We start from the raw sequence: 13310 nt of genomic DNA, 5'->3' as shown, positions 1-13310 counted from the left end.
ATATCAAGTTTAAATTCTAAAATTAGAAAGCAAAGTTCTTATCTAAATGACATTGCCGCCGTCCTAGCGGCAGCTGCCAATTTATATCAAATATCTCTTTTCTTTTTTCTAAGTTCGCTCCAAAGCAAATAGTAATAAATACAAAGCTAGCTTAAGACAGATGATTACTCAGAGTAGTGTTTGTCCGTCTCCACCCATACCTTACCGATAGAATTGTAAAACTTTGTAAGAACACCTACTAATAAATATGGGCGACTACACATTTAGATAATCCAAAATCTGTGACGTACTCCCAGGTGGTAGCGGTGGTGTACGGTGTGCCGGGGGCCGGGGTAGGGTGGCCCTTAACGTGAGAGGCCGGGAGGGCATGGCGGCCTGAAAGAGTTGGTTGGCTGGAGGGCGTGACGGTGTTTTGACAAGTGTCTTGTCAGTAGACTATACATGTGGTATACTTGCTGTCAACTGAGATTGGCATGTAAAAGGAGAATTGTTATGTCTACTCTGGCAGAAGAGATTAAGGAGTTAAAGAAGGAAAAGAACGCTGTTATTTTGGCCCATTATTATGTTAATGATGATGTGCAGGAGATAGCGGATTATGTGGGGGACAGTTACTATTTGGCAAAGGTAGCTGTGGATTTGAAGGAGAGTACCATTGTTTTTGCAGGTGTTAAGTTTATGGGGGAATCGGCTAAGATTCTGAATCCTGAGAAGACGGTGCTGATGCCTGATGAGAAAGCGGATTGCCCTATGGCGCATATGGCAGAGGTGGAAAAGATTAATCAGGTAAGGGCTGAGTATGATGATGTGGCAGTTGTTTGCTATATCAATTCTACAGCGGAATTGAAGATGCATTCAGATGTGTGTGTTACTTCTTCAAATGCTATGAAGATCGTAAAGTCATTGCCTAATAAGAATATTTATTTTATTCCTGATGAGAATCTGGGAAGGTATATTGCTAGTAAGGTTCCGGAGAAGAATTTCATCTTTAACGACGGTTATTGCCATGTGCATAAGGCTGTTACTGTGGATTCAGTAAAGAGGGCGAAGGAGGCTCATCCGGATGCGGAGGTTCTGATTCATCCTGAGTGTACATTAGATGTATTGGAGTATGCGGACTATATTGGAAGCACTTCAGGAATAATTGATTATGCTACTGCATCTGATAAAAAAGAATTCATCATATCTACGGAGCTTGGGGTGCTTTATCAGCTCAAGAAGAATAATCCAGATAAGACATTTTATTCAGCAGGTTCTGTTCAGATTTGTCCAAACATGAAGAAGGTTACTTTGGAGAAGGTAAGAGATTGTTTGAGAGATAGAACTGGGGTTGTTGAAGTAAGTGATGAGAAGAGGGAAAAATCACTTATTCCACTTAAGAGAATGCTGGAGTTGGCAAAGTAGTTTGCGGGAAAGAGTATGAAGCATGGAAAAGAAATATGATGTAGTAATTGTAGGTACAGGTGTTGCAGGTTTGTTTTGTGCACTGAGCCTGCCACAGGATAAAAAAATATTATGTATCTCAAAGGATGCCTTGGATGGATGCGATAGCTTTTTGGCGCAGGGCGGCATATGTATGCTTAGAGATGAAGCAGACTATGAGGCATATTTTGAGGATACAATGAGAGCGGGTCATTATGAAAATCGTCGGGAGTCGGTTGAAATCATGATAAAGAGCTCTCAGAGTATAATCAATGATTTGGTTAACTATGGGGTAGAATTTGATAAAAAGGATGGTGAGTTCCTCTTTACAAAGGAGGGAGCTCACTCCAACAATCGTATTCTGTTTCATGCAGATATTACAGGACGCGAGATTACAAGTAAGCTTTTGGCGAGAGTACAGGAGCGAGATAATATCACATTGATGGCACACACAACTATGGTTGATTGGGTTTGTCATGAAAATGTATGCTATGGAATTGTTGTTGCAGATATGGATGGTAAAACAACAGCAATAGAAGCGGATGTAACAGTGCTGGCCTGCGGAGGCTTAGGCGGTGTTTATCCTCATTCAACAAACTTCAGGCATATCTCTGGGGATGCTTTGGCACTTGCTATGTATCACAATGTTAAGCTGGAGAACTGCGATTATGTACAGATTCATCCTACAACTTTGTTTACAAAGCAGGGTGGACGAAGCTTCTTGATTTCAGAGTCTGTTCGTGGAGAAGGAGCAGTCCTTAGAGATAAGAACGGTGAAAGATTTACAGATGAATTACAGCCAAGAGATGTGGTTAGTCATGCAATCTTTGACAAGATGAAGGAGCAGGGAACTGAGCATGTATGGCTGGATTTTTCACCAATTCCAAAGGATGAAATTTTAAATCATTTTCCAAATATCTACAATAAGTGCAAGGAGGCTGGATATGATCCTCTTACTGATTGGGTTCCAGTGGTGCCTGCACAGCACTATTTCATGGGCGGCATTTATGTAGATAAAGACAGCAAAACCACAATGGAGCAGCTGTACGCAGTTGGCGAAACCAGCTGTAATGGAGTACATGGAAGGAATCGTCTTGCTAGCAATTCATTGCTTGAAAGCCTTGTATTTGCAAAGCGTGCCGCACTGGATATTGCAGCAAGAAATGACTATAAATCAGCAGAGGATTTTGATAACCTTGTAAACATGGATGGTTATGAGGATCTTCCAAGCATTATGGAAAACTATCATGCAATGGTGGTTGGTGAAATCAAAAAAGAAGCAGACTTAAGAGCCGAAAAGGAGGCCATATAAATGAACAATATTACAATGAAGCTTAATGCTGATGAGCTTATTAAAATGGCGTTAAGAGAAGATATTTCAAGTGAAGATGTTACTACAAACTCTGTTATGCCTGGTCCACAGGCAGGCGAGGTGGAGCTTATCTGCAAGCAGGATGGTGTAATTTGTGGAATGGACGTATACGAGCGTGTATTCAAGTTGCTTGATGAAGATACAATTGTGGAAAAGTATGTAAAAGATGGAGATAAGGTCACAAAGGGACAGCTTATGGCAAAGGTAAAGGGAGACATTCGTGTGCTTCTTTCAGGAGAGCGCGTGGCTCTTAACTACCTTCAGCGTATGAGTGGAATTGCCACATATACAAATCAAGTTGTTAAGCTTTTAGAGGGCAGCAAGACCGTTCTTCTTGATACTAGAAAGACTACACCTAACATGCGTATTTTTGAGAAATATGCAGTAAAGTGTGGCGGTGGACAAAACCACAGATACAATCTTTCTGATGGTATTCTTTTAAAGGACAATCACATAGGAGCAGCAGGCTCTATTACAAAGGCTGTTCAGATGGCAAAGGAGTATGCTCCATTTGTTAGAAAGATTGAAATCGAAACAGAAACTCTTGAGCAGGTTAAGGAAGCAGTGGAAGCAGGTGCTGATATTATCATGCTTGATAATATGGACGTGGCAACTATGAAAGAAGCAGTTGCAATAATTAATGGTCGCGCTAAAACAGAATGCTCAGGAAACGTGACAAAAGAGAACATAAAAAATATAATAGACAGCGGAGTTGATTATGTTTCAAGTGGAGCATTAACTCATTCAGCTCCAATTCTTGATATTTCAATGAAAAACTTACATGCAGTTTAATCTGCATAAAGGGAGGAACTATGGACGGACAGGCAAGAAGAAAAAGACTTATAGAGATAATTCGAAAATCGGATAAGCCTGTATCGGGCACAGCACTGGCAAATGAACTTGATGTTAGTCGCCAGGTTGTGGTTACAGATATTGCATTAATTAGAGCTAATGGCATAGAAATTACTTCAACAAACAGAGGATATGTATTAGCATCTGAGAATAAATGCAAAAGAATAATAAAGAGTCATCACAATGATGATCAGATATTAGATGAGCTTTTTGCAATAGTTGATAATGGTGGTTGTGCAGAGAATATCATTATTAACCATCGCTTTTATAATCGCCTCGAGGCGCCACTTAATGTTAGCTCAAGACGTCAGGCAAAGGAATTTATGGAGGCGATAGCTTCAGGAAAATCAAAATCCCTAAGCTCTGCTACAAGTGGATATCATTATCATATCATTAGTGCAGATAATGAGGAGACACTTGATATTATTGAGCAGGAGCTTAAGGATTTGGGCTTCTGGTTACCTCTTGATGATTGGATTTTGCAGTAATACTAATCTAAATGGAATTTGACTTGATTTCGGCCATTTTCCTTGGCTTCATATACTGCGTCATCCGCTCTTTTTACAAATGATGCAAGGGTGTCATTTGGTTTTGCCAATGTGACACCTAAGCTTATTGTTATATGTTTTACAGTCACAAAGCATATATCGTCGATTTTCTTTCGTATAGATTCGGCAAATTCTACTGCAGTCTTTTCATCCGCATCCGGGATAATATAAACAAATTCTTCACCACCCCATCTGCCAAATATATGGCCTTCTTTCAGACTTTCCTTGATAACATTTACAACTGATAAAAGAACTGAATCACCAACATCATGGCCATAGGTATCATTTACATGTTTGAAATGGTCAATATCGATAAAGAACAGGCCATAGGACATGCCTTGATTTGTGAGTTCCAGCGCCTCTTCTATTTTTCTTTCTAATTCCCAACGGTTATAGATTTTAGTAAGTTGATCCGTATAGGCTACCTTGCCAAGTTCCTTGTTTAGGTTGTCCAATTCCTTAGAAGTGCTTTCCAGGAAAGTTAAGATACGTTCTAAAAATGGGATTTCTTGATCAACATTCGTATCCTGAGAGGCAGATTCTTCCACAATATACTCTCTACATGGAATTATACAGTCTGTAGAATTGTCAGACTCTTTGAAGCCTACTGCAACTAAAGCACTATTTAAGTCTCCACCAAATCCATCATCAGTATAGAATAGCTCAGCATAGCCGGTAGTTACTGATAATTCAGGATAATAGTGGTAGTACTGATTGATTTCTTCTAAATATTTATCCTTCAAAAACTTTACTCGATTGCCACATTCAAAGATGAAAAGCGCTTCTGGTTCAAAATTGTGTACATCATTTACGGATTGAGCAGTGAGAGCAAAGAGATTATCAGGATTTGCATAAGATAATCTAAAATGGTCTCCTTTTTGCACATCTGACGTGAAGGAAATGCTGCCATCTTGCAAATATCCAGAAGGAACTCTTGCAATTTTGAAATTATTTCGCTCGATTATCAATGGAAATTCGCAAACATTCTGAACAAAGTGATTATTGGGCGAAACTTTCAAATATTTAGAAAATATATCGACCGCAGGCTTTTTATCAACTTCAACGACAGTGCTATTACCGGATGTTTTGGTGATAGCCATTTCCAAACCGATGGGTTGCCAACCAAGATTGTTATCCATATATATTTTTAATGAAGTACTTACAAAGGCAACAACAATAAATCCGGTAGAGTATACACCTTTGCCATATATATGAGCAGGATTTAACACTCGAATGTTTCTTCCAGCCTTCGCTCCGAATGTAGGTATATGGTGATGGTTAAACTCATGGACAAAACTGTTTATTGAAATACTGTTTGCATAATAAAGTATTTGAAGACATTTTACATTCTCTAATTCTTCTAATGCTTTGCTCATAAAGCGGCCAGCCACGAAAGCGGTTGTGTTTTCCATATCGAATTCAAATTGAACAAGCTGTGTTTCTTTAAAATATGTAACAGATAGCTGCAATGGAAAATTGCTTATATCGTATTCTTCTGTGGCAATATTGGCTGCAGTCATACCAGTAAGACATGCCTTAGGACATTGGCTTATAATTATATTAATTATGGCCTGCTCATCCACGTCAGTCTTTGAGTTATATAATTGCATCAAAATACCAGAAGCAGAATTGTATGCTTCCGAATTTGAGATTGTATTTAATATATCATCGAGCTCATCTATGCTTTGAAAATAATAGGTTTTTTGAAACATATGACCTCCAAATTAATAGTTCAAAATTATATTTTGTAATCATAATACCATTATGTTGTGATTATTTTAAGACTAACCTATTACTTTGATAGTCGAATAGAATGGTTTTAATGAAAACAAGGATAAGATATAATAAAAGGCAAGAAATATATGACTTATAGAAGGGAAGAATAATGTCAGCAATTACTAATGATTGGCTTGAGCCTCTTACTCCAGAGTTTAAAAAGCCATATTATAAAGATTTATATGAAACAGTGAAGAAGGAATATCACGAGCATCCTGTGTATCCACCGGCAGATGATATTTTTAACGCTTTTGATTTCACGCCATTATCAGAAGTAAAGGTAGTTATTATTGGTCAGGATCCATATCACGAGCCTGGTCAAGCCCATGGACTTTGCTTTTCGGTTAAGCCTGGAGTAAAAACACCACCTTCACTTGTGAATATATATAAAGAGTTGAACGATGATTTGGGATGCTATATTCCAAACAATGGATATTTGGAAAAATGGGCACGCCAGGGTGTTCTTATGCTTAACAATGTACTTACAGTTCGTGCACATCAGGCTGCAAGCCATGCAGGTATCGGCTGGGAAAAATTCACCGATGCGGTAATTGATATTTTAAATCAGCAGGACCGTCCAATAGTATTTTTACTATGGGGCTCACCAGCTGCCAAAAAATGCGCAAAGCTAAATAATCCGAATCATTTAATACTTAAAGCGCCACACCCATCACCTCTTTCTGCATACAGAGGTTTCTTCGGTTGTAAGCACTTTTCAAAGACTAACGAATTTTTGAAATCTAAGGGATTAAGCACCATTGATTGGCAAATTGAGAATATATAGTTGATAGATGTGATGTTTTCACAGTTTTTTCACGAATTATTCTTGGGTCCGGTATTGTACAATTTTATTTATTCCTTTATATTTAATTTAGGGTATTTTCGGTGAAAATACACACTTTATAAGGAATAATGGGGACGTTGTTTTGAACAAACTAAGGGTATTTCAGAAAAAGTATTTTAGTCCAGACCTACCTATAGATTTGGTGTTATTCAATATCATTACTATTGTTGGATTGATTGGTGGAATTATCACTATTCCATTCAACATTATTAATGGTATGTCAGGAATTTTGACTGCAGTTATTTTCGTTTCTGTGATAATAGATGCAGTCTGTATATATATGGCCAACTATATGAATAGGCTGAAAAACAGCACTATCGCAGTATGTTTTGTGGTGGGAATAGCTCTGTTCCCAGTTATGTTCTTTGTTACCGGAGGAATCAACAGCGGTATGGTTTGCTGGTTCTCCATGGGACTTATTTTTATATTCATGCTTTTAGACGGCATGGATTTCTTATTTATGTTATTAACTGATGTGGCAATCATTATTGGTTGCTACGTCATTTCTTATTATCATCCAGAATATGTAGTGAGCTTACAGACAAAGCGAAGCGTATTTTTTGACGTGGTGCAATCAATGATGATTAGTGCCTTCGCCATCGGCTCAATTATTAAATTCCAGAGATCAATTTATGAAAAATTATATAGACAAGCTGCTATCAATAACGATGATTTGCTAGAAAAGACACTGCAGGCTAAAAAGGCCGAGAAGCAGGCACAGACAGCGACAGAAGCAAAGAGTAATTTCCTTGCAAATATGTCTCATGAAATCAGAACTCCAATCAATACCATCATGGGTATGGACGAGATGATTTTGAGAGAAACCTCAGAAAAGGTCGTTGAAGAATATGCTTTGGATATCAAGACGGCTTCACAAAACCTGCTTTCATTAATAAATGATATTTTGGATATCACCAAAATCGAGTCAGGTAAGATGGGCATCGTTAAAGGTGAATATGATTTCATGAGCCTTATGCATGATGTTTTAAATAATATCGTGCTAAGGGCAAAGGAAAAGAATCTGGAATTAAAGCTTAACATTGCAAGCAATATCCCTTGCAATATGTTAGGTGATGATATTCGAATCAAGCAGGTGCTTACAAACATCATCACAAATGCAGTAAAGTATACCCAGGAAGGCTACATTGAAATAACCACCACCTGTAAAAAGAGCTTTGGCGAATATGTTGAGCTTACCTTTTCTGTAAAAGATACAGGTATAGGAATAAAGCCAGAGGATATCAAAAGGATGTTTGAATCCTTTGAGCGATTGGAAGTAAATCGAAACAGAAATATCGAAGGTGCTGGCCTTGGAATGACCATTACTCAAAATCTTCTTAAGATGATGGGTAGCACATTAAATGTAGATAGTACCTACGGCGAGGGCTCTACTTTCTCATTTACCATTAGCCAAGAGGTAGTAAATCCCGAGCCAATTGGTGATTTTGAGCAGAAGTTAAAGCAGCTTACTTCAAATTACGAGTACAGCACAAGTTTTGAAGCACCAAATGCTACTTTCCTAGTTGTAGATGATAATGCTATGAACCGTAAGGTGTTCGTTGCATTGCTTAGAGATTCCAAGGTAAAAGTTGTTGAAGCTGAAAATGGATATGATTGTTTGCAGCTTATCAAGAATCAGCATTTTGATATGATTTTCTTGGATCATATGATGCCGGGTATGGATGGCGTCGAAACCTTCAAAGCTATGGCAAGGCTTGAAGGTAATAAGTGCTTGGGCACACCAGTAATAGCACTTACTGCAAATGCTATTGCAGGAGCAAAAGAAAGATATTTAACACTTGGTTTCCATGGCTTCCTTTCAAAGCCGGTAGTGCCTGCACAGCTTGAAAAAACAATCCGTGATTTTCTTCCAGAGTCGTTGCTGGAGTATCATGAGCCTGATGCAAAAGATGAAGCAAGAATGAATCGTGTTAAGAAAATTGAGCTTCCTGATATTGAAGGAATTGATTGGGATTATGCATTGTTGCATTTCCCTGATACAAACATGGTATTTCAGACGGCGGTGGATTTTTATGATTCGATAATGTTTGAAAGGGATGAGATACTTAGGTATTATAAAGATATAGACAGTGGAAACACTCTTGAAGATTATCGTATAAAAGTTCACGCAGTTAAAAGCATGGCCAATACAATTGGCGCTACAGCCTTAGGCGGACTTGCAAAGACTTGTGAGTTTGCAGCGAAGGACAATAATATCGATAGAATTAAAGCTATTACACCAATTCTTATTGAAGAGTTGGAAATAATGCATGACAGGCTGAAGGTGCTTTCATCGGATGTTGAAAAGCCAAAGCTGGAGGATATTGATGAACTGTTTGCTTTGCTTGAAATGTTGAAGATGTCTATTATGACACATGACTCAGAGCAGGCTGACAATATTATGAAACAGATTATGTCATATTCTTATGACGATGATAAACAAGTTAAACTAGAGCAATTAAATCTTCGTATTATGAATTTGGAAGAAGATGAGGCACTTGCAGATATTGAAGAGCTACAAAGCTAGTTAAGGAGAATACAAAATGCGTAAAATACTTATAGTGGGAGATTTCAGTAACGAATCTCCATCAGATGTAAATTCATTCCTTGCACAACATTTCCATACACAGTTATGTACTAGTAGTGCAAAAATAGTTAAGAGCATGTTGAAGTTGTACGCTCCTGATTTAGTTTTGATGGACATTGATGACTTCGAGATGCATCAGGAAGATATTTTTGAAGCGATTCGAGAATACAATGAACAGCTTCCTGTCATAACATTTGGACGAGAGCTTAAGAAACAAATGTTTATTTCATACTATTATTCAGGACAGTGCAAGCATATTCCGCAGCCAGGACGTGAAGAGATTATAAAGGAAATCTGCAAGGCTTTTAGTATGAATGCAGATGCTATTCTGAATGCTGTAGTAGAAACGGAGAAGCGTCACATCATTGTGGTAGATGACAACCCAGTACTTCTTAGAAATATGAGAAATATGCTTCAGGATAAGTATCGAGTTACTCTTGCAACATCTGCTGCTCAGTGTATGAAAGCTATGGGACAGGATAGACCGGATTTAATCATTCTTGACTATGAAATGCCAGTTGTAGATGGTAAGCAGACTCTTGAAATGATTAGAGCAGAGGATGATTACAAAAATGTTCCAGTAATTTTCCTTACAGGAATTGCAGATAAGGAGCATGTAGATGCTGTACTTGATCTGAAGCCAGCAGGCTATTTTGTAAAGCCTCCAATGCAAACAAAGATTATAAATGCGATAGAAAATATTTTCTTAAAGCAAGCAGAATCATAAAGCAAGCGCCCTTCGGGGCGCTTTTTTATGCACAAAATGTTCACTTGATGACGTTGAATTTTCAACATTTGTACACAAATATAGATTAAAATATAGACAATTATCCGACAATACGGAGGGGATAATATGAGTTTTAAGAAAATCGGAACCAAGATGCTGGTAATGATTTTGCCAATACTTGTTATTGCTCAGATAGTATTGACTATTATGTCTGCAACATCAAGTGATGCTCTTGTAGATACAAAAACACAAGAGTCAATGAGTGCAGAATTACGTGCAAATATTTCTGAGGTAAGTGGATATTTACAGGATGTTGAAACTCTGGCAGATTCAATCGCTATCAGTGTTGCTTCATCATATACATTCACAGCATGGGATGCATATGAGAAGATGCTTCAGGATATGATTGCAACAAACGATATCGTGTTAGGATCCGGATTGTGGTTCGAACCATATGCCTACGACCCAGAGCAGCAATACTATGGTCCATACGTATATAAGGATGGTGACAAATCAGTTACTACATGGGAATATAGTAATTCCGCATATGATTATTTCGCTCAGGAATACTATACAAATGCAATGGCAAGCGATGGCCCAGTTATAACAGATCCTTATTATGATCCAACATCAGGAACAGTAATGTCCTCATGTTCTACCCCTATTGTTGTAAATGGCACAAAGATTGGTTGTGTTACAGTAGATATTGAACTATCTGCAATCACTGAAATTATCAGTAATGTAACAGTAGGAAAAACAGGTGTAGGTATCCTTACAGCTGCAGATGGTCTTCTTATTGCAGGATATGACGATGAAAAAGTTCAATCAGGATCATATTTAACAGAAGATGAAAATGCATCAGTTGTTTCCATGATGAGTACAGTGCTTGCTGAAGATGAAGGAACATCTGGCTATACTGCAGGAAAGACTGATTACAAAGTATACTTTGATACTATTGATTTGACAGGATGGAAGCTTATGGTTTCCATTGATGCATATGAATTAAAGCAGCCAATATACCTGTTAATCAATCGTTTAATAATCGTATGTATTGTGGCATTGGTAGTAGCAATAGTAATTATTGTTATAGGTATCGGTGGCGTAGCAAAGACAATCAGAAAGGTTCAAAACTTTGCTACAGAGCTTGCGGAGGGTGATTTTACAATTGAGAAGCTTTCTGTAAAAGGTAAGGATGAGCTTGCTGTAATGTCAACGTCATTGAATGATATGTACGGAAATAACAAGGGTGTTATTCAAAGCATTTCAGATTATTCAGTGGATATTAACGAGGCAAGTAATAATCTTAAATCTTCTGCAAATGAGCTGAAGATTGAGTTCGATAAGATTGTAGATATTATGACAGCAGTAAATGAGGATATGATGAATTCCTCAGCTGCAACACAGCAGCTTTCAGCATCTGTTGAGCAGGTTGCAATGTCTACAGACAGCTTAAATGATGAGACAAAGGGCAGCTTGGATCTTGCTATTGATATTCAGAAGAGAGCTACAGAAATCGGTAAGAACAGCCAGGATGCATTCGATAAATCTCAAACCTTGCAGTCTAGCTTCGAGACTAAGCTGGAGGACAGTATTGCACAGTCTAAGGTTGTTGAAAACATTGGTGAGATGGCAAGTGTAATTGCAGACATTGCAGATCAGATTATATTGCTTTCTCTTAATGCATCAATCGAGGCAGCACGTGCAGGCGAGCAAGGAAAAGGCTTCGCAGTTGTTGCAACTGAAATTGGAAAGCTTGCAGGTCAGACAACAGATTCTGTAGAAAAGATTCAGGAGACTATTTCTGGTATACAGGATGCCTTTGAAGGCCTTGCTACTAACGCTAAATCCCTTCTTGACTATGTTTCAAATACAGTAACACCTGATTATAAAAACTTTGTAGGTGTTGCTGAAAGATACGGTCAGGATGCAGAATCAATTAAAGAAACATCTGAAAAGCTGTCGAACATGACAGAGTCAATTCAGGAGATTATGAACGAAGTAAAATCTGCAATTCAAAATATTGCAGAGGCTACTCAGAATACAGCTGCAAACAGTGGCGAAGTAATGGATTCTGTTTCCGAACTATCTGAGACAGTAACTGAGATTAACGGAATGTCAGATAAGCAGAATGGCATTGCACAGGATTTAACAAGAGTTGTAAGCCAGTTCAGATTAGATACAGAGACTGCGGAATAATCCGAATAATACAAAATTTTGATAAGGGGTGGGGCCATTTATGTAATCATAGGTGACCTCACTTTTTTATGCATATTTTAAAAATAATAGTCTAGACAGATATTTTTAATTATGGAATAATCGAATTAATTACGACGAGGTCTAGATATTATGAGTAAGAAAGTTATATTTTTTGATATTGATGGTACACTCATCAATTTTGGCGGGGAATTTCCAGAATCCGCCAAAGAAGCTTTAAGATTGGCTAAGGCAAATGGCCACAAGATTATTTTATGTACTGGCAGAAGCATCTGCCAAATTGAAGAAAGACTATTAGAATTCGGATTCGACGGATTCGTATCTGCAGCTGGAGCGAATGTTACATACGATGGAAAAGAAATTTTTGCAAACCATATGACGGAGGCCCAGCTATCTAAACTTCTTGATTTTATGAAATCTCAAGAAATGATTTACATGCTTCAATGCACCGACAAGGTGGTTGGTACATCTGAGTGCTTTGAGGCGATGCATGAGAATTTTAAGGAACGTCTAAAGGACAGAGTTCCAGAGAATATTTCCAAAATTTTTGAGCATGAATATGTTGATGACAATTTAATAAATAATGCAGGAAAGTATAAAAACGCTGAAAAAATATGCTATTACAAAGCTGGATTGTCGCTTGGGCAGATAAAAGAGATGCTTGGGGAAGATTACTACATTACTGCCATGAGTTTTAAAAATGAGAACGAGTCCTCTGGTGAAATAGCAGTTGGTGGAATCACAAAGGCTGTGGGAATGGAAAAGCTTGTTGAATACTTAGGTATCACAAGAGAAGACATAGTTGCATTTGGTGATGGGCCAAACGATTTTGAAATGATTGAATATGCTGGCATTGGGGTTGCCATGGGAAATGCTTCAGATGATTTAAAGGCGATAGCGGATTTCGTTACAACAAATATCACTGAAGACGGAATATATAATGGGATGAAGGAATTGAATTTAATCTAGGT

At 38.0% G+C, this 13310-nt stretch carries 10 protein-coding genes; 9 read left to right on the top strand and 1 reads right to left on the bottom strand.

Features of this window, described 5'->3' with window-relative positions; all coding sequences use genetic code 11:
• Positions 1-492: 492 nt before the first annotated feature.
• The 4 genes from nadA to E7274_RS11780 are packed head-to-tail and all read left to right on the top strand — an operon-like array spanning position 493 to position 4131.
• Entirely contained in the window at positions 493-1401 is a 909-nt protein-coding gene (gene nadA / locus E7274_RS11795) for a quinolinate synthase NadA (protein ID WP_304176144.1), read from the top strand.
• Positions 1402-1423: 22 nt separating this feature from the next.
• Positions 1424-2731: an L-aspartate oxidase gene (locus E7274_RS11790; RefSeq protein WP_304176142.1), complete on the top strand. Its 1308-nt coding sequence runs from the start codon at positions 1424-1426 to the stop codon at positions 2729-2731.
• Positions 2732-3583: a carboxylating nicotinate-nucleotide diphosphorylase gene (gene nadC, locus E7274_RS11785; protein WP_304176140.1), complete on the top strand. Its 852-nt coding sequence runs from the start codon at positions 2732-2734 to the stop codon at positions 3581-3583.
• Between the two features lie 20 nt (positions 3584-3603).
• Positions 3604-4131, top strand: a complete 528-nt coding sequence (locus E7274_RS11780; protein ID WP_090395434.1) for a transcription repressor NadR — start codon at positions 3604-3606, stop codon at positions 4129-4131.
• 2 nt (positions 4132-4133) lie between these two features.
• Here E7274_RS11780 and E7274_RS11775 read toward each other — a convergent pair whose 3' ends face one another.
• The gene (locus E7274_RS11775) at positions 4134-5903 is read right to left on the bottom strand and encodes a sensor domain-containing diguanylate cyclase (RefSeq protein WP_304176138.1); all 1770 of its coding nucleotides are present in this window, start codon (positions 5901-5903) and stop codon (positions 4134-4136) included.
• 173 nt (positions 5904-6076) lie between these two features.
• Between E7274_RS11775 and ung the strand changes: the two genes are divergently transcribed.
• The 5 genes from ung to E7274_RS11750 all read left to right on the top strand — a co-directional run bounded on the left by ung (position 6077) and on the right by E7274_RS11750 (position 13308).
• The gene (ung, locus tag E7274_RS11770) at positions 6077-6751 is read left to right on the top strand and encodes a uracil-DNA glycosylase (RefSeq protein WP_074792298.1); all 675 of its coding nucleotides are present in this window, start codon (positions 6077-6079) and stop codon (positions 6749-6751) included.
• 142 nt (positions 6752-6893) lie between these two features.
• Complete coding sequence (locus tag E7274_RS11765) at positions 6894-9338, top strand: ATP-binding protein (RefSeq protein WP_304176136.1); 2445 nt, start codon at positions 6894-6896, stop codon at positions 9336-9338.
• A gap of 16 nt (positions 9339-9354) precedes the next feature.
• The gene (locus E7274_RS11760) at positions 9355-10125 is read left to right on the top strand and encodes a response regulator (RefSeq protein WP_074792295.1); all 771 of its coding nucleotides are present in this window, start codon (positions 9355-9357) and stop codon (positions 10123-10125) included.
• Between the two features lie 126 nt (positions 10126-10251).
• A complete protein-coding gene (locus E7274_RS11755) occupies positions 10252-12321 on the top strand; it encodes a methyl-accepting chemotaxis protein (RefSeq protein WP_304176134.1) in 2070 nt (689 codons plus the stop codon).
• Between the two features lie 150 nt (positions 12322-12471).
• A complete protein-coding gene (locus E7274_RS11750) occupies positions 12472-13308 on the top strand; it encodes a Cof-type HAD-IIB family hydrolase (protein ID WP_304176132.1) in 837 nt (278 codons plus the stop codon).
• Positions 13309-13310 lie beyond the last annotated feature (2 nt).

The sequence above is a fragment of the Pseudobutyrivibrio ruminis genome (genome assembly GCF_015057245.1).
Lineage (GTDB): Bacteria > Bacillota > Clostridia > Lachnospirales > Lachnospiraceae > Pseudobutyrivibrio > Pseudobutyrivibrio ruminis_E.
The sequence above is the reverse complement of the archived record's forward strand: the minus strand, read 5'-3'. Positions and strand labels throughout refer to the sequence as shown.